The sequence below is a fragment of the Vibrio sp. FF145 genome (genome assembly GCF_041439075.1).
Lineage (GTDB): Bacteria > Pseudomonadota > Gammaproteobacteria > Enterobacterales > Vibrionaceae > Vibrio > Vibrio tasmaniensis_A.
Map to the genome: position 1 here is coordinate 51,709 of NZ_JBGONH010000016.1, position 19,232 is coordinate 70,940.

Annotated in this window: 14 protein-coding genes; 11 read left to right on the forward strand and 3 right to left on the reverse strand. The window is 44.5% G+C overall.

Annotation, left to right across the window (positions count from 1 at the left end; genetic code table 11):
• Window positions 1-37: 37 nt before the first annotated feature.
• The 6 genes from ACED42_RS08330 (at window position 38) to ACED42_RS08355 (ending at window position 8,308) form a co-directional block, all read left to right on the forward strand.
• Window positions 38-1,555 (forward strand): SPOR domain-containing protein, encoded by a 1,518-nt coding sequence (locus tag ACED42_RS08330; RefSeq protein ID WP_371702136.1) that lies wholly within the window; start codon window positions 38-40, stop codon window positions 1,553-1,555.
• A 69-nt stretch (window positions 1,556-1,624) separates the two neighbouring features.
• Entirely contained in the window at window positions 1,625-2,485 is an 861-nt protein-coding gene (locus ACED42_RS08335; RefSeq protein WP_012604942.1) for a Dam family site-specific DNA-(adenine-N6)-methyltransferase, read from the forward strand.
• 188 nt (window positions 2,486-2,673) lie between these two features.
• Window positions 2,674-3,348 (forward strand): ribulose-phosphate 3-epimerase, encoded by a 675-nt coding sequence (gene rpe, locus ACED42_RS08340; RefSeq protein ID WP_009848911.1) that lies wholly within the window; start codon window positions 2,674-2,676, stop codon window positions 3,346-3,348.
• Between the two features lie 102 nt (window positions 3,349-3,450).
• Window positions 3,451-4,137, forward strand: a complete 687-nt coding sequence (locus tag ACED42_RS08345; protein ID WP_012604940.1) for a phosphoglycolate phosphatase — start codon at window positions 3,451-3,453, stop codon at window positions 4,135-4,137.
• Window positions 4,138-4,312: 175 nt separating this feature from the next.
• Window positions 4,313-5,329 carry a tryptophan--tRNA ligase gene (gene trpS / locus ACED42_RS08350; protein WP_010435234.1) on the forward strand — a complete coding sequence of 339 codons (1,017 nt, stop codon included), beginning with the start codon at window positions 4,313-4,315 and terminating at the stop codon, window positions 5,327-5,329.
• A gap of 384 nt (window positions 5,330-5,713) precedes the next feature.
• Entirely contained in the window at window positions 5,714-8,308 is a 2,595-nt protein-coding gene (locus ACED42_RS08355) for an ExeM/NucH family extracellular endonuclease (RefSeq protein ID WP_371702138.1), read from the forward strand.
• Window positions 8,309-8,520: 212 nt separating this feature from the next.
• On the opposite strand, the gene ACED42_RS08360 is transcribed toward ACED42_RS08355, so the two are convergent.
• Window positions 8,521-11,007 carry an EAL domain-containing protein gene (locus ACED42_RS08360; protein ID WP_371702140.1) on the reverse strand — a complete coding sequence of 829 codons (2,487 nt, stop codon included), beginning with the start codon at window positions 11,005-11,007 and terminating at the stop codon, window positions 8,521-8,523.
• Window positions 11,008-11,356: 349 nt separating this feature from the next.
• Between ACED42_RS08360 and ACED42_RS08365 the strand changes: the two genes are divergently transcribed.
• The 5 genes from ACED42_RS08365 (at window position 11,357) to ACED42_RS08385 (ending at window position 17,238) form a co-directional block, all read left to right on the forward strand.
• Window positions 11,357-11,935, forward strand: coding sequence for an aminodeoxychorismate/anthranilate synthase component II (locus tag ACED42_RS08365; protein ID WP_009848915.1), 579 nt, complete (start codon window positions 11,357-11,359; stop codon window positions 11,933-11,935).
• A gap of 464 nt (window positions 11,936-12,399) precedes the next feature.
• Window positions 12,400-13,611, forward strand: coding sequence for an aspartate aminotransferase family protein (locus ACED42_RS08370; protein WP_371702142.1), 1,212 nt, complete (start codon window positions 12,400-12,402; stop codon window positions 13,609-13,611).
• 106 nt (window positions 13,612-13,717) lie between these two features.
• Window positions 13,718-14,737 (forward strand): arginine N-succinyltransferase, encoded by a 1,020-nt coding sequence (astA, locus tag ACED42_RS08375; RefSeq protein ID WP_029223029.1) that lies wholly within the window; start codon window positions 13,718-13,720, stop codon window positions 14,735-14,737.
• Between the two features lie 39 nt (window positions 14,738-14,776).
• Window positions 14,777-16,234 carry a succinylglutamate-semialdehyde dehydrogenase gene (astD, locus tag ACED42_RS08380; protein WP_371702144.1) on the forward strand — a complete coding sequence of 486 codons (1,458 nt, stop codon included), beginning with the start codon at window positions 14,777-14,779 and terminating at the stop codon, window positions 16,232-16,234.
• Window positions 16,235-16,446: 212 nt separating this feature from the next.
• Window positions 16,447-17,238 (forward strand): DUF1338 domain-containing protein, encoded by a 792-nt coding sequence (locus tag ACED42_RS08385; protein WP_017100005.1) that lies wholly within the window; start codon window positions 16,447-16,449, stop codon window positions 17,236-17,238.
• A 184-nt stretch (window positions 17,239-17,422) separates the two neighbouring features.
• On the opposite strand, the gene crp is transcribed toward ACED42_RS08385, so the two are convergent.
• Together crp and ACED42_RS08395 are read right to left on the reverse strand one after the other, a co-directional pair.
• Entirely contained in the window at window positions 17,423-18,055 is a 633-nt protein-coding gene (gene crp, locus ACED42_RS08390) for a cAMP-activated global transcriptional regulator CRP (protein WP_004729651.1), read from the reverse strand.
• Between the two features lie 241 nt (window positions 18,056-18,296).
• Entirely contained in the window at window positions 18,297-19,166 is an 870-nt protein-coding gene (locus tag ACED42_RS08395; protein WP_012604929.1) for a phosphoribulokinase, read from the reverse strand.
• Window positions 19,167-19,232 lie beyond the last annotated feature (66 nt).

A 19,232-nucleotide genomic window follows, 5' to 3' on the forward strand; every position in this document is an offset into this window, starting at 1 on the left:
GCGCTTTACAGATCGAACTTATCAGTAGGGATCCCCAATGAGTTTGGCTCATGATTTAAGAGTATTGGAGTTAGAGTCTCAAGTTGAGTTGCTAGAGCGTTTACAGCTTTTAACTAACTTTGGTTCAAACTTTGTAAATGTTGCTGGTAAAACGGGTTCTGGCCGATCTTGGTTAGCTCAGCGTTATCTTGAAGCATGGTCGACAGAAAAAAATCAGTGTTTACTGCTTTGTCACCCAAGCCAAGACGATCAACAGCGCCGCGCACTTATTCTTAGTCAGATTGTTTCTGACCCACTCTTTAATCAACATGATTCTTTATCTGATAGCCTTGCTAGGTTGCTGGATGGAGATACGTGTAATGTGCTTATTGTCATTGATGACGCCCACCGACTGTCTGAGCTACTGGTATCAGAATTATGGATGTTGGTACTTGAATCTCAATCAAACCCTCAATGGACGATTAATATCGTTCTGTTCTCGCAAACTGGTCACCTAGACACGCTATTAACACGACTTAGTTACGGTCAGCCGCACAAACCTATCGCCCTTGAGATCGATGATCTTTCGCAACCAGAAGCTGAACATTTCTTTGAGTCACTGGTGATTCGATATGTTGATGATGAGTCAGAATCTCGGGTGCGAAATGCATTTAAAAAAGCGCAACCTTTGCCCGGTGAGCTAATGGCCTTAGGAGAATTGAAAGTGGAAAAAAGGATTATTATTCGCTCAATCATTGGTTCACCTATCAATATTGCGATTGTGGTGGCGTTGTTGTTGCTTGTTATCGGCGGCGGTTACTGGTGGATGTTTAATCAACCAACGCCTGACGATAAAGCGCAATCTATTATCGCCCCTATTGAGCAGACAGTTATTCCAACGTTGGAAGTGGAAAATGTAACTGAGCAAGCCACAATCGACGGAACTGTCGATTCTGAAGCCGAAGTTGATATGAGTTATCAAGGTGCTGACGATGACAGCTCTTCTCTGCCGCCGGTCGTGGTTGAAGAGACAGCCAGTGTTGGTCAGGTAGAACAAGATCAGCAACGTGTGGTGATCACCTCTGATGTGGTCGATGCTTTACTTGATGATAAACCTGAGAGTGTTGATACCAGTGCAATTGAAGCTGTAGTTGAAGAAAAGACAGATGCAGTCGTTATCCCGCAGCCTGATGTTGTGGAACGTGAGTCATTGCCGGCAACGAATGAAGGTTCAGATCTAACACAATCAGCACCTCCGACAAAAAAAATTACATTCTCATTTGCACGCGAAGAGCTACAAGCTATCTCGCCGCGCGCTTATACCCTGCAGTTGAGTGCGATGACATCATTGGAAGATGTACAATCTTTCATTGAAGAGTATGAGCTTGAGAACAAGGTTCGTATTTACCCAACACTTCGTAACGACACCAAGTGGTTTATTATCACTTATCAAGATTACCCAACGATTCAAGTGGCGCGAGATGCGGCAAGTGCGTTATCAAAACCACTTCAACAGTTGGAACCTTGGGCAAAATCGATGAATCAAGTGCATCGAGAGATAGAACGTGCGAAATAACCCTGAGCTTAGCCTCAAAATATGTTACATTCCGCAGCCTTATTTTTGAGTTGATAGATAGAGCAGTAAATGAAAAAGCAGCGTGCCTTTCTAAAATGGGCTGGTGGTAAATATGGCCTAGTTGAAGACATCCAACGTCACCTGCCACCTGCTCGTAAATTGGTAGAACCGTTTGTCGGTGCCGGATCAGTATTTCTGAATACTGATTTTGAACAGTACCTACTTGCAGATATTAATCCTGATCTTATCAACCTATACAATCTACTTAAAACCGATCCTGAAACCTATATCACTGAAGCGAAGCGTTGGTTCTGTCCGGAGAATAACCGTAGAGAAGTGTTCTTAGATGTTCGCGCTGAGTTCAATGGTACAGATAACGTTATGTATCGCTCGTTAGCTTTCTTGTACATGAACCGATTTGGCTTCAATGGCTTGTGTCGTTACAACAAGAAGGGCGGTTTTAACGTTCCGTTTGGTTCTTATAAAAAACCTTATTTCCCTGAAGCCGAGCTAGAGTTTTTTGCTGAGAAAGCGAAAAAAGCCACCTTCGTCTGTGAGGGATACCATGAAACCTTTAGCCGCGCGCGCAAAGGTTGCGTGGTTTACTGTGATCCTCCATACGCACCGCTGTCGAACACGGCTAACTTTACCTCTTACGCAGGTAATGGTTTTAGCTTAGATGACCAAGCTGCACTGGCGGATGTCGCTGAAAAAGCGGCGATGGAACGCGATATTCCTGTCTTGATTTCAAACCATGACACCACCTTAACGCGCCGTTTATACCATGGTGCGGAACTGAACGTGGTCAAGGTTAAGCGCACCATTAGCCGTAATGGCGCAGGGCGCAATAAAGTTGATGAGTTACTGGCGCTTTTCCATAAAGAGAAAAACCAGCAACACGCTTCAACAGAATTGTCGTCGTCAGAATAATCCTCGAACTCATTAAATTGAGTGACCCACGGGTACTTTCTTAAACTAATCTTTCGAACTGCTAGGATCTGCTTAGGTGCTTAGGTAGAATTGCACACCAAATAGTCTTGGGATTGAGTCTTGTACTTGTGTATGAGAGGTCACAAGGCGGTGATATTCGCAATTTACTCACTCTTAAGAGGTTTGGTATGAAAGATTTTCTAATCGCTCCATCGATTTTGTCTGCAGATTTTGCTCGTCTTGGTGAAGACGTCGAAAAAGTACTCGCAGCCGGTGCCGACGTTGTGCACTTCGATGTGATGGATAACCACTACGTACCTAACCTGACTTTTGGTGCACCGATCTGTAAAGCATTGCGCGACTACGGCATCACAGCTCCTATCGATGTTCACCTAATGGTTAAGCCAGTAGACAGCATCGTACCTGAGTTTGCCAAAGCTGGCGCATCAATGATTACCTTCCACGTTGAAGCGTCAGAGCACGTTGATCGCACTCTACAGTTAATCAAAGAACACGGCTGTAAAGCGGGTGTCGTACTTAACCCAGCAACGCCACTTTCTTGCCTTGATTACATCCTAGACAAAGTCGACATGATTCTACTGATGTCAGTGAACCCTGGCTTTGGCGGTCAATCTTTCATTCCTCATACTCTTGATAAGCTGCGCGCTGTTCGTAAACTTATTGACGAATCTGGCCGTGATATCCGCCTTGAGATTGATGGCGGCGTGAAGGTTGATAACATCCGTGAAATTGCAGAAGCGGGTGCAGATATGTTCGTTGCGGGTTCCGCTATCTTCAATCAACCAGATTACAAAGAAGTGATTGATGAGATGCGTTCAGAGCTTGCAAAAGTAAACGCATAATCGTAAAACTACAGATAGATTGAATATTAAGGGGCTCATTGGCCCCTTTTTTACGTCTTGGAGCTCAACTCATAAGACGAACATAATAAATAGGAAAGTAAGATGTCATTAAGCTCAATAAAACTGATTGCCTTTGATTTGGATGGAACCTTGTTAGATAGCGTGCCTGATTTGGCTGTTGCCGCTGATCAGGCTTGTCAGGAACTGGGTTTTTCTTCTGTAAGCGAAGAGCAAGTTCGCGACTACGTGGGTAATGGTGCTGACGTTCTTATCGGGCGCTCACTGAGCCGCAACTTGACGGTTGATCCAAACCTAGAGCCTGAACTGCTAAAGAAAGCGCGTATCTTGTTTGATGATTTTTACGAGCAGAGTGGCCATAAGCTGAGCCACCTTTACCCATCAGTAAAAGAAACGTTAGCTGAGTTGGATAAAGCGGGCTTCACCATGGCGCTTGTAACAAACAAGCCATCGAAATTTGTACCAGCCGTTCTGGCGCAACACGGTATCGATAAGTACTTTGTTGATGTGTTGGGCGGCGACTCTTTCCCAGAGAAAAAGCCGAATCCAGTAGCGTTGAACTGGTTGCTAGAAAAGCACAATGTAAAAGCTGAAGAGATGCTGATGGTTGGCGATTCAAGCAATGACATCAAAGCGGCTAAGAATGCCGGCTGTCACTCGTTTGGTCTGACATACGGCTACAACCACGGTGAGTCGATTTCAGTATCAAACCCTGACTATGTCGCAGACAATATTGCGCAATTACTAGATGTCGTTCTAGTTTCAGCATAAAGCGGATAAAAGTTAGCTAACCTACTAGCAAAATACTTATCAATGAGTACACTGGATGAGCCGTACAGAAGAGCTGTACGGCTTTCTATTTTAAAGTTAAGAAGCTAAGTTTTTCAGATACTAGGTTAAGAAACTAAGTTAACGAGCTTAGCTAACAAGCAAAGGAATTAAAACCATGAGCAAGCCCATCGTATTGAGTGGTGTTCAACCATCTGGTGAACTAAGTATCGGTAACTACTTGGGTGCTCTACGTCAATGGCAACAGATGCAAGATGATTACGATTGCCAATACTGTGTTGTAGACCTTCATGCAATTACGGTTCGCCAAGATCCGAAAGCACTGCACGAAGCGACTCTAGACGCATTAGCAATCTGTCTTGCTGTCGGTGTTGATCCAAAGAAGAGCACGCTATTTGTTCAGTCACACGTACCAGAGCATGCTCAACTTGGTTGGCTTCTTAACTGTTACACGCAAATGGGTGAACTGAGCCGTATGACTCAGTTTAAAGATAAGTCTGCACGTCACTCAAACGACGTAAACGTAGGCCTATACGACTACCCTGTGTTGATGGCTGCAGACATCCTGCTTTACGGTGCTCACCAAGTGCCAGTAGGTAGCGACCAGAAACAACACTTAGAGCTAGCGCGTGATATCGCAACTCGCTTTAACAACATTTACGGTCCTGAAACGCCAATCTTCCAAGTACCAGAACCTTACATTCCAACAGTGAATGCACGTGTAATGAGCCTGCAAGATGCGACGAAGAAGATGTCTAAGTCGGATGACAACCGTAAGAACGTGATTACTCTGCTAGAAGAGCCTAAGTCGATCATCAAGAAGATCAACAAAGCGCAAACCGATGCAGAAACGCCACCACGTATTGCTCACGATTGGGAAAACAAAGCAGGTATCTCTAACCTAATGGGTCTTTACTCTGCGGCGACGGGTAAAACGTTTGAAGAGATCGAAGCGCAGTACCAAGGCGTTGAAATGTACGGTCCATTTAAGAAAGATGTAGGCGCAGCATTGGTTGAGATGCTTGAGCCGATTCAATCTGAATACCACCGTATCCGTGCTGACCGTGCTTACATGGACGCAGTAATGAAAGCGGGTGCCGAAAAAGCCTCTGAGCGTGCTGCAGTAACACTGAAAAAAGCATACGAAGCGGTAGGTTTTGTTACTCGCCCATAGGGTTTACTAAAACGACTCGTTTAGAAATTCAAGCCCAAAGTGACTTTGTTTACTTTGGGCTTTTTATTGCCTGCTCCATTTACCTTCCCAGTAAATCTCTTGTTTGAATTGATAATTTAAGCATTATCTAGCTAACACATTCATCATGCTAATGCTGTGCAGGTGATCTTATTTGGTATCCTCAAGCTTTATAAAGTCACTCTTGTTTCTATATATGTTGGAAATATAAAACGTGCCAAACAATTGATGATTCCAAAGTGATAAGTTCCTCATTTTCTTGCCAACTGACTTATTCCTTTCATAAATAAACCTGATAGTTACCACAAAATACATGACTGCCCATAGATGGCAGTGACTATAAATCGATGAACTTAGGTGAAACGGATGGCTCTTTTACATAAACCTTCATTGCTAGCAGTGGCAATTGGTAGCTTGTTAACCACAAGCGCACACGCTGATTTGTTTATTTCACAATATGTGGAAGGCGGCAGCTATAACAAAGCGGTTGAGATTGCCAATAACGGCGATAGCAGCATTAATTTAGATGGTTACTCGTTGGCGAAGTCTGCGAATGGTAATGGATCATGGGGCGCCACTTTACCTTTGAATGGCCACGTTTTAGCGCCCGGTGAAGTACTTGTGGTTGCGCACACCAGCGCAAGTGACGAAATTAAAGCGGCGGCTGATATTCTTAACGCGTCGATTGCTAATCACAATGGTGACGATCCGCTGGCTATCTTGAATTCAGATGGTTCGGTGCACGATGTTGTCGGTTTGATGGGCGATGTGGACTGGGGTAAAGATGTTACTTTGGTTCGTGCTAAACAAACACCTTCTGCGACGTTTGATGCTTCGCAATGGGTATCGTTACCTAAGGACAGTATTGAAGGGCTAGGTTCACTAGACAATGTAGAGTTGCCTGACGCGTTTGCCTGTACACAAGATGGCTCTGCTCCTGTATTCACGACTATTCAAGAGATCCAAGGTGAAGGCGCAACATCACCGTTCATTGATGGCTATCCATACATCACTGACGATGAATACTTCGTCAAAGGTGTGGTAAGTGCAGTCACTACTGGCATAACCAAAGGTTTCTACCTGCAAGCACTTGAGGATGACTTCAATTCAAGCACTTCTGAAGGTCTATTTATCCACACCAATCAATCGAGTTCAGAACTGGCTGCGGGCGATGTAGTGTGTGTGAAAGGTAAGGTTCAAGAGTATTACAGTCATACTCAGCTTAAAGTTGAAAACAACCAATGGCTTAAGCAGGGCGAGCAACAAGCGCCTGAAGCGACAGCAATTGAAGCCTTAGACAGTGACGAGAACTTCGCTGCAACGCTTGAACGCCATGAAGGCATGTTGGTGAAAACAACCGAAGCGCTTGATATGCGTGTAACGCGTACCTTTGGTTATGACTACGCAGGTCGTCGTAACAACATGGTACTGGCCCATGAGCGTATTAACATGCAGCCGAACCAGTTATCTGCAGCTGGCTCTGAAGATGCGAAACAGCAAACTAAAGATAACGCAGACCGTCGTCTTTTTGTTGAAACCGATCAAAAAGCCGGTGACGGACAAGTTCCTTTCTATCCAGACTTTGGCCGTACCGATATTGACCAAGATGGTTCAACAGAAGACTACATCCGTATTGATGACACCATTATTGGCCTAGAAGGTGTACTGACCTACAGTTACGGCGAATATCGCTTAGTGACAACCAACCAGATCTCGGCTGAGAACTTTGTACGTAATGACCCACGTACTGACAAGCCTGATATGGATGAAGGTGATCTACGTATCGCGACCTTCAACGTTTTGAACTACTTTAACTCTCCATTTGGCGGTGACGCGAACCAACACGGCAACAACCGTGGCGCGAACACCATCACTGAGTTTGAGATGCAGCAAGAGAAGATTGTGAACGCGATTCTTCGTCTAGATGCCGACATCATTGGTTTGATGGAAATTGAGAACAACGGTTTTGGTGAAGGCTCTGCCATTCAGCAGCTTGTAAACCAACTGAATGATCGCATTGAGCGTAAGAAAGACCGCTATACCTTTGTGGCTGTCGATTCGAACGAAGATGGCGTAACCGACGAGATGGACTCGATTGGTACTGACGTCATTACAACAGGTGTTATTTACCGTAAGAAAGTGGTTAAGCTTAAAGACCGCCGTGTTATCGCGATGCCAAGCCAACAAGCGCCAGAGGTGTTAGACGATTCTGGCAAGGTGATTGAAGACGGTAAGAACTATCAACGTGACTCATTGGCGCCAACTTTTAAAGTCAAAGGCACTAAAGAGAAACTGACCGTTGCGATTAACCACTTTAAATCGAAAGGTTCTAAGTGTTGGGAAGATGCAGCCCCTGTCGAACAGGGCGGTCAAGGTGGCGTTGATGCCGACAAGCAAGGTTCATGTGAGAACTTCCGTGTTGCAGCTGCGGTTGCATTGGGTGAAGCGCTAGACGGCATCAAAGGCCATAAAGTGATTCTGGGTGATATGAACTCGTACGGCATGGAAGACCCAATGCTGGTACTGACGGATTACTCTGAAGAGAAATACGGTAAGCAAATCAAAGCGGCGCGTAACACCTACATTGACGGTGTCGAGCAGTTTGGCGATAACGGTGCGGTGATTACTAAGAACTACGGCTACATTAATGCTGTGGCTCAAAAGCACCCAGACAGCTGGAGCTACTCATACAATGACGAAGTTGGCGCTTTGGATCACCTGTTGATCAGCGACAGCCTGAAAGATAGGGTGGTGGATGCGACTGACTGGCACATCAATGGCGGTGAATCGAAGTTGCTTGATTACAACGAAGAGTACAAAGGTGATCTGCCGAAGTACCAAGATCACTTCCGTTCATCTGATCATGATCCGGCAGTTCTTGAGCTTAAAGTCGGTGGTTCGTTTGGTTTCGGTGCGCTGATGTCATTGTTTGGCTTAGCAATGTGGCGTCGTCGTAAGTAATAAGGCTTTTCGAGTCATAATAAACCGCTACCTATAGGTAGCGGTTTATATTTTAGCTACTCATTGATACCAATCGTAGTAAATAACTGTTCACCCTAGTTTGTTAAAAATCTAGATAACGTCGTTAGATTTTTTGATTGTAGAATAACTACTTATCAAAAAAATCCGCCTTGTTCTCAAGCTTTTTTCCTGCGCTATTTTTGAACACTTACTTACTGTGATTGGTATGATTCCATCTTTTCAAGGTCGTATTGGCGTATTTGTACCGCTTTTTCCAGTGATACCGGTTTTGAAAATAAGTACCCTTGGACAATGTCACATCCATATTGTTTAACATATTCTAGTTGTTCAATGGTTTCGACACCTTCAGCGACGGTTCTTGTTCCTGTAGACCGCCCAATTGCGACAATGCTTTTTAATAGTTCATGAGCGGTATTCGATTCTGAAAGTTGCCAAATAAAGCTACGATCTATTTTAATTTCATGAATAGGAAGTAATGACAAATACTTCAACGAAGAGTACCCAGTACCAAAATCATCTAAGGCCAAGTGAAACCCTTTACTACGAAGTTGATACGCAACTTTTGCTACCTCTTCCGGATTTTTTAGCATGATGCCTTCGGTGGCTTCTAGGCATATATGGGATGGGTTTATACCGTAGCGCTCTGTTATTTTAATGATATTTTCAGCAAAGTTTGTTTCACCAATTTGAACTGGTGATAAGTTCAGTGCCAGTAAAATAGGAGCATCGTCTGGAAAATCGAGTTCTGAATACTGTTGGTAGGCTAATTCAATAAGATACCAACCTAATGCGCGTATGTGACCACTGACTTCAGCGACGGAGATAAATTCATCAGGGTAAACGTTACCCAATGTTGGGCTTTTCCATCGAGCTAGCGCTTCGATTCCCCATAACCTTCCAGACTGTAAGCAATACTGAGGCTGATAATCTAAATAAATTTCTCTTCTTTCTATAGCGGTCAGTAAATTGTCTTCAATCAGAAACTTACGTTGATTTTTCGCAGAGGTTTTTGATGAGAAAATAGCACAGTTTGCTTTGCCTTCTGATTTCACAGAATGGAGCATAATATCAGAGCTTGCGAGCAACTCATCGACAGTGCGCCCGTGATCGGGATACAAGGCGGCACCTAAGCTAAAACTGATATCAAATTCATGCTCAAAGCATTGATACTTGGTCGCAAGTTCATCATGAAATAGTTTCATGACGCTTTCTGCCTGTTTTAGGCTGTTTAGAGCAGGGAAAGTAACAATAAATTCATCACCTCCGAACCGGAACACTTCTGAAAAATTAGGGCATACTTTTTTAAGCGTTTGAGATATCTGTATTAAGAGTTCGTCTCCAACACTGTGTCCGTAGTAGTCGTTGATGTTTTTAAAGTTATCTACATCAATAAAACAGACAAGAAATTTATCGTCATCTGATTGAGTTTTGGCCAGCTCTTTCTCCATATAGACTTCAAAAAAGTGTCGATTAAAAAGCCCAGTCAGTTGGTCATGATTAGCAAAGTGATTCAGCGTGCTGTTTGCAGTACAGAGCTTTTCAAAGTCAGATTGAATTTCAGCTTGATAAGATTCAAAGCGACGAGATACTAGAGTGCTCACATAATATGAGAGTAGTCCGACTAATAGAACGACTACGCCATACATGAGTGCTAAGCGATTGAGCGCATTATTTCTTTTTTCAACCAACTCGGAATTTTTGTTAGCAACCAGTCTTTCTAATGCAGTTACGCTAAAGCTCGCGCCTATCGTCCAGCCCCAAGTACTATTTTTGACGACATAACTTAGGTTTTCTACCGAGTAATTGTCGGCAGCTAAGTGTCTAACATAGATATCTGATTGTTCTAACAGCGCGACTGCTTGAGTGCGAAAGTTCACGTTTTTAATGTTATGGATATTCGTGCCAATAAAGCCAGGAGTGGTATGAGCTAGCACATCGCCTTTAGTGTTAATAACGTAGAAATTGCTCTGTTGGCCAATTTGAAGCTGACTTAACCATTCAAGTACATTACTTTGAATGTCTGCCTGGACATCTGTAATAAAGTCACTTGTAGCTATGTACCAACTGTATGGAGAGAAGTTGGCGATATAGCCGATTTTTTCATACTGTCTACCTGATGAGCCTGCTTTCATAAACCACCATTTATGAAAGCCTTCTTTTTCTTCAATCGCTTTTTTTGTTAATTCCTGAGCAATAAAGTGTCCTTTGGCATCTTGAAACTCCCATTTTGAGGTTCCTTGCATACTAGGAAAAACAGGGTGAAAAATAACAGTCCCATCATGGTGATAAATAAAAGGATAACCACGACCGTCATTGAATCTGTAGTTTTTCAAACTAGCACGAACCAAGGTTGTAAACTCTTGTTCATTTAGTTGAGGATTGCTAATGTGCAGCTGATTTAATATGTCGTGAGTGCGGAGAGTATGCGTTTTTATATTGTCACGTAACGTAGTTATTGTCGTTTTTTCTAAGTAATTAAGTTGGTTATTTACATAGCTGACTTGCGATTTTAAATAGGCCTTTTTTTCTTCAATAATATCGGATTCTATGTGAGATATTTCTTGATTGGTTCGGCGATAGCTATCATTCACAGATAACGAAAAGACGATAATAGAAAATAGAACCACAGTTATAGTTGGTATGTAACGAATTAGGTAAACGAGCTTGTTCTCTTTCATTTTTCTATTAAAGGTCAGTAAATTCACGCTAATGATAACGCAAGCAATTATTCATTGAGTTGTTGTTTTTCACAAAAAAAGAACCATGTCATAAAAAACCCGCAACTTATAAGGTTTTAATTTTTATGGGAACTTTGGCAGGGATGGGAGACATCTATGTCTTGAGAAGACAAAGTGGATCACTCTGGCTTCATTGCCAGTAACGTTTATGTATTTGTAGTGTAAAGTTATCAGGGCAGCGAAAGCTGATTTTCTTTTTATCATTTTCACTTGCCTTTCTTGCTTTATATTGCACAATACCGCCCCTATATCTCCCAATCATTTAGTATTTAGCAAACGATTTCGACCCATGTTACTTATCATCGATAACTACGACTCTTTTACCTATAACTTGTATCAGTATTTCTGTGAGTTAGGGGTCACTGTGAAAGTTGTTCGCAACGATGAGATTGATATCGCAGGTATCGAAGCGCTGAATCCTAGCCATCTTGTTATCTCGCCGGGCCCGTGTACGCCCGATGATGCGGGAATCTCTCTGCAAGTCATTGAACACTTCGTGGGTAAGTTGCCTATCTTAGGTGTGTGCCTTGGTCATCAAGCCATTGCTCAAGTCTTTGGTGGTGAAGTCGTGCGAGCCAGACAAGTGATGCACGGTAAAACCTCTCCCATCCGCCACAATGGCAAGAGTGTTTTTCAGGGGTTGAATAACCCTCTAACCGTGACACGTTACCATTCTCTAGTGGTGAAAAATGGCACGCTGCCTGACTGCTTTGAATTGACCTCTTGGACGGAATTTGAAGATGGCAGCATGGATGAGATCATGGGTTATCAACACAAAACCTTGCCGATTGATGCCGTACAATTTCACCCTGAGTCGATTAAAACAGAGCAGGGACACCAACTTCTCGCTAACTTCCTAGCACGCTAAGTGTTTAAATTTGACCCTTTCTCCGCCTAAATAAGCCAGTTAAACCTGTCAGCCCATTCGTTAAGCGTTTAAATTCGGGCTTTACACGCCTCTCTCCCTCTGACGCCGATCACTTTTTATAACATTTCTCTCTCGCTTCGCTAAGTTTTTAGCCTATGCAAAATTATTCGCGTTATTTCCTCTCGAACCCTATATACCGCTGTGCCAGTAAGGCTTTGCTATTACTAGTCATACGTTTAGGTAAAAAAAGCTTCATAAAACAGATTAATTGATGCATAAATAGTCATGGGTAGTGACGTTTAGCTGGTTGTGAGGGATGGCTAAAGAATAATCTACTATTGAAAAGGTTAATTAAATGTAAATATAATGCTGCAGCGGGATTATGGCGAGACAAAATATCTTTGTCTCACTTATGAACCATTACGCTTATTTGCGAAGCTTGCGGTATCGAGAAGGAATGTACGATGACAGTGGAAAATAAAGTAGAACGTAGTCTGTTTAATGAGGTGATGGTGCCTTGTTATAACCCAATGGAAATGATCCCAGTAAAAGGGGAAGGCGCACGCGTTTGGGACCAACAAGACCGAGAGTATATCGACTTTGCTGGTGGTATCGCTGTGAGCTGTTTGGGTCACTGTCACCCGGCAATGGTTAACGCAGTTACTGAGCAAGCAAACAAGATTTGGCACCTAAGTAACGTGATGACCAACGAACCTGCGCTGCGTCTAGCGAAAAAGCTAACCGACGTATGTTTTGCAGAAAAAGTATTCTTTGCCAACTCTGGCGCAGAAGCGAATGAAGCAGCATTGAAGCTAGCTCGTCGTTGGGCTGCGGATGTTCACGGTCCTGAGAAGTCTGAAATCATTGCATTCAAACAAGGTTTCCACGGTCGTACTTTCTTTACCGTAACTGTGGGTGGTCAAGAGGCTTACTCTGATGGCTTCGGTCCTAAACCGGGCGATGTAACTCACCTGCCTTACAACGATATTGCAGCGCTAGAAGCGCACATCTCAGATCGCACATGTGCAATCATGATGGAACCTCTGCAAGGCGAGGGCGGTATCATCTCTCCAACATCTGAGTTCGTGAACACGGTTCGTGAACTGTGTGACAAACACAATGCGCTGCTTATCTTTGATGAAGTGCAAACAGGTAATGGCCGTACGGGTAACTTTTACGCTTACCAAGGCCTAGGTGTAACACCTGATATCCTAAGCACTGCGAAATCACTAGGTGGTGGTTTCCCGATCGGCGCAATGCTAACAACGTCTGAACTTGCAACACACCTAAAAGTGGGTACGCACGGTTCGACTTACGGTGGTAACCCACTGGCGTGTGCCGTTGCTGAAGCGGTTGTTGACGTAGTAAGCCAACCTGAAACGTTGGCTGGCGTGAAAGAACGCGAAGCACTATTCCGTGATGGTTTAGCTAAGATTAACGACAAATACCAAATATTCAGTGAAGTTCGCGGTAAAGGCCTATTGCTAGGCGCTGCGCTTAATGAAGCATGGCAAGGTCGTGCTCGTGATGTATTAGTAGCAGCAGGCGAACAAGGCTTGATGGTACTGGTTGCGGGTGCAAACGTGGTTCGTTTCACGCCATCACTGGTTATTACTACACAAGAAATTGAAGAAGGTTTATCAAAACTAGACAAAGCAATCGCTACGCTAGTTTAGCCTGAGCGGCGTCATAGGATGGTCGCCATTAGAGCGATCCCATGACGTACTGCTAAAGGCCCAAGCTTCTGGTTTTGGGCCTGTTTTGCATCTGGAGGGAATATTGATGCTAGTTGTTCGCCCAATAAAATTATCTGATTACGATGCGCTGCATACCTGCGCGGTTGAATCTGGTCACGGATTCACATCTCTTCCGGTTAACGAAGAACTGTTAACTAACCGAATTACTCACTCTGAATACAGCTTTGCCAAACAAGACGTGACTGAACCCGGTGATGAAGGCTACCTAATGGTTGGCTTCGACACTGAAACGGGAGAAGTTGCAGGCACGACAGGCATCGAAGCCTCAATTGGCTGGGATGTTCCGTTTTACTCTTACCACATCAGCAAAGTGGTTCACTCATCGCAAAAGCTTGGCGTGAATAACGTCGTTAAGCTGCTGACTTTCGGTAATAACTACACCGGATGCAGTGAGATCTGCACACTGTTCTTGCGTCCAGCTTTCCGTGGTGGATTGAATGGTCGTTTGATGTCGAAGTGTCGCTTCCTGATCATGTCTGAACACCCAGAGCGTTTCTCGAAAACGATTTTTGCTGAGATGCGCGGTGTATCGGATGCGGAAGGTAATTCACCTTTCTGGCAATGGCTGCAAGAGCACTTCTTCTCAATTGATTTCACGCTTGCAGATTACCTAACTGGTATCGGTAAGAAAGGCTTCATTGCTGACCTAATGCCAAAGCTGCCTATCTACGTGAACCTACTGAGCAAAGAAGCTCAGGCGGTGATTGGAGAGGTACATGATAATACACGCCCAGCACTTAAGTTGTTGGAACGTGAAGGTTTCACTAACCGTGGTTATGTCGACATCTTTGATGCAGGCCCAACGGTTGAGTGTGATCTAAGAAATATTGAATCAGTGCGTCATGCGATTCGAGCTCAGGTGAAAATTGCAGAGCACTCCAGCTCTAAAGACTTCCTAATTGGTAATACCTCATTTGAGAACTTCCGCGCAGTAGCCGCGAAAGGCGCGTATGACCAAGCAAGCGACACAGTGATTTTATCATCTGAAGTAGCAAGCGCTCTTGAAGTAAAAGAAGGCGAATTCGTTCGCATGTTGGCTCAATAAGAGCGGCGATTATCTGTCGAAGATTTTAAGGATAGAAGTATGACTCAGTGGATAGCAGGACAGTGGGTGGCAGGTCAAGGCGACGCCATGACATCAGTAAGCCCATACAACAATGAAGTCGTGTGGCAAGGCGATAGTGCAACACCAGCGCAGGTTGAATCTGCAGTAGCAGCGGCTCGTGATGCGTTCTTAGTTTGGAAGAAACTGAGCTTTGTAGAGCGTGAAGCCATCGTGTTGAACTTTGCTGAGAAAGTAAAAGAGAACAGCGAAGAGATAGCACAGATTATTGCAAAAGAGACGGGTAAACCGATTTGGGAAACTCGTACTGAAGCGGGCGCGATGGCGGGCAAGATCGCTATCTCTATTCGTGCATATCACGAACGTACTGGTGAAGCTTCACGTGAAGCGGCAGGTAACCAAATCGTACTGCGTCATCGTCCATTAGGCGTTATGGCGGTATTTGGCCCTTACAACTTCCCAGGTCATCTGCCTAATGGTCATATTGTTCCAGCACTGCTATCGGGTAATACCGTGGTATTTAAGCCGTCAGAGCAGACACCTTGGACTGGTGAGTTTGCGATGAAGCTATGGCAAGAAGCTGGCCTTCCTGCTGGCGTGATCAACCTAGTGCAAGGCGCTAAAGAGACAGGTATCGCACTAGCCGATGCTAAAGGTCTTGATGGCGTGCTATTCACGGGTAGTGCGAATACCGGTCATATCCTTCACCGTCAATTCGCAGGTCAACCGGGCAAGATGTTGGCGCTAGAGATGGGTGGCAATAACCCGATGGTGATCAGTGACCAATTTGGTGATGCTGACGCGACGATTTATACCATTATCCAATCGGCTTTCATCAGTGCAGGTCAACGTTGTACATGTGCTCGTCGTTTGTATGTTCCTGTTGGCGAGAAGGGCGATCAACTGCTCGATAAGCTTGTTGCGGCTACCTTGAAGATTCGTGTTGATCAGCCATTCGCTGAGTCTGCACCCTTCATGGGCCCACAAATCTCTGAAGCGGCAGCTAAGTTCATACTGGACGCGCAAGCTAATCTGCAATCACTAGGTGGTGTAAGCCTAGTTGAAGCAAAAGCGGGCGAAGCGGCGTTTGTTTCTCCGGGGATTATCGATGCAACCAACATTGCTGAGTTGCCAGATGAAGAGTACTTCGGTCCATTGCTGCAAGTGGTTCGTTACCAATCGCTCGAGCAAGCGGTTGAGCTAGCTAACGACACTCGTTTTGGTTTGTCTGCGGGTCTTGTATCAACAGATGATTCTGAATGGGAATACTTCGTTGATCATATCCGTGCGGGTATTGTTAACCGTAACCGTCAGCTAACAGGCGCAAGTGGTGATGCACCATTTGGTGGCCCGGGTGCTTCGGGCAACCTACGCCCAAGTGCTTACTATGCAGCGGACTATTGTGCTTACCCTATGGCTTCAATGGAAGGTGGCGAAACTCAACTGCCAGCGACATTTAGCCCAGGTATTGAGCTGTAGTTTAGTCTAATGAGTATTAGGCTCATTCGTTAAGCTTGAAATAGGGAGGTGGTGTTATCGCTTCCCTGTTCCACCACGTCCGACACCTAGATTGGGCGGTAGATAATAATAGAACAAGTATGTCACAGGCTGATGGCTGCTGACTCTATGTCCAGCCTCTCCCTTTCTAATCCAAATTACTAGCTTGCTAGAACCTCTGACAAGGAGTCACCATGACGCCCGATCTACTCTTTAAATCACTATGGGACGATTACATTCACAGGCTTTGTCCATCGGCTGAGAAAGTACATCACTTGCTGAAAGAAGACGAAGCCCTGATTAACGATCATATTGCACTGCGTACTTTCAATGTTGCACCGCTGGGGATTGAAACACTGGCCAAGCCTTTCCTTGAGTTAGGTTACAAGGCATGTGGCGATTACTTGTTTGAGAGCAAGAAGCTAGTGGCTAAGCATTACGAGCATCCAGATCCAAAACAACCAAAAGTGTTCATTAGTGAGTTGAAGGTCGAAGAGTGTTCAAGCGACTTACAACAGATCGTTGCTAAGTTGGTTGGGCAAGTAGACGCAAGCAAGCTTCAGGGTCATGAATTCTTGTTTGGTGGTCGTCTTTGGGATTTGAGCTTCGCAGATTTCCAAGTGCTCGCAAAAGAGAGTGAGTACGCTTCTTGGCTAGCAGCTCATGGTTACGGTGCAAACCACTTTACGGTGAGTGTGAACCAGTTAAATAAGTTCGATGAAGTGCAGGCCGTGAATGACTATCTGAATGAGTCGGGATTCACTATCAATGTATCTGGCGGCGAGGTGAAAGGCTCTCCAGAGGTCTTATTAGAGCAATCATCAACAATGGCAGATAAAGTCCCAGCTTCATTTGTTGAAGGCAATGAGATGATTCCTGGCGGCTTCTATGAGTTCGCTAAGCGTTATGCGATGGCCAATGGTGAGCTTTATACCGGATTTGTCGCGGCATCAGCTGACAAGATCTTTGAAAGCACCAACGGTTAAAGAAAGATACGAGCACGGGTTTTGCCCTAGAGGTGCGGGTACGCTTCGCTTCGAGATACTTTAGAATAGTGAAGTCCGATTTCTAACTTTGCTTCCCGCATCTGCTCTCTAGATCTTTAGAAAACAAAAAAGCCACCAAATTCGCATTTGGTGGCTTTCAAATTTTTGGCTCAGTTAATCGAGATTAACGAGTGCCGTATACCACGATGGTCTTACCGTGTGCAGAAATTAGGTTCTGCTCTTCTAGCATCTTCAAGATACGACCTACGGTCTCACGAGAACAACCAACAATCTGGCCAATCTCTTGACGAGTGATCTTGATTTGCATGCCGTCAGGGTGAGTCATTGCATCTGGCTGTTTTGCTAGGTTTAGTAGCGTTTGAGCGATACGACCTGTTACGTCAAGGAACGCTAAGTCACCAACCTTTTGGCTAGTTACTTGTAGACGGTTTGCCATTTGCGCTGAAAGACGCATTAGAATATCTGGGTTCACTTGGATAAGTTGACGGAATTTCTTGAAAGAAATCTCAGCTACTTCACAAGGAGATTTTGCACGAACCCATGCAGTACGCTCTTGGTCTTCTTCGAACAAGCCAAGCTCACCGATGAAGTCGCCTTGGTTTAGGTAAGAAAGAATCATTTCCTTACCTTCTTCGTCTTTGATAAGAACTGCCACAGAACCTTTAACGATGTAGTACAAGGTTTCTGCCTTTTCACCAGCATGAATCAAAGTACTTTTTGAAGGGTACTTATGAATATGACAGTGTGAAAGGAACCACTCTAATGTTGGATCGGTTTGGGGTTTACCTAGAACCATAATATCTTACTTCCTCTGCAGGGTATGCTTGCCGCTTTCCATATTTTAGCTAAGCCTGAATTGACCTAGCTAGGATAAGAGCACTCGATGAGTGCTGCAAGCTATCTTGTGTTTCGTTTAAGAATAGTATCCTTTTTCAGGTACTATTTCTTGATTTTAATCGTGACCAAGCTACGATTTTTTACGCAAAATTGTGCACATGATCACGGTATGAAAAGTAATCAACCAGAATGTTGTTTTGTTAGCCTATTTTCCCGGTTTCTATAAGTTGTTGCAGGATCGGCCTTACAATGAGCTCCATAGCAAAACTCATCTTGCCTCCTGGCACCACAAGTGTGTTATGACGTGACATAAATGAGCCATCAATCATAGCCAACAAGTAAGGGAAATCGACGTTTTTGATACCGCGCAAACGTATGACCACGAAGCTTTCGTCTAAACTTGGGATCCCTTTTGCATTCAGTGGATTTGATGTATCTACGGTAGGGACACGCTGAAAGTTGATATGAGTACGCGAAAACTGCGGGGTAATGTAGTTAAGGTAATCATCCATTGAGCGAACAATAGAATCCATCACCGCTTCGCGAGAGTGACCACGATCGCGTGTGTCACGAACGAATTTCTGGATCCACTCCAAGTTTACGATAGGTACCATGCCGATAAGCAGATCGACGTGTTGAGAAACATTGATGTCACCATCGACTACGCCACCGTGAAGACCTTCGTAGAACATCACATCCGAGTTTTCAGGGATCTCTTGCCATGGCGTAAAGGTGCCGGGCATTTGATTGTAAGGCACGGCTTCATCGAAGGTATGCAGATAGCTACGGACTTTTCCCGTGCCTTCATTACCGTATTGACGGAAGAAATCTTCTAATGCACCAAAATCGTTAGCTTGTGGACCAAAGTAGCTGATGTGCTTACCTTGCTCGCGCGCCTTACGGATCTCGACATCCATCTCTGGTCGAGTGAAGCGATGGAAACTATCCCCTTCAACCCAAGCAGCCTTCACGTCCATCATATTGAACATTTTTCGGAAGGCTTCTGAGGTAGTGGTGGTGCCGGCTCCAGATGAACCCGTCACCGCAATAATTGGATGTTTAGCGGACATGACAACCCTTGTCTTTTGAGTAACTTACTTGTTAGCAATCGTTTACCACTATAACACGGCTCCTTT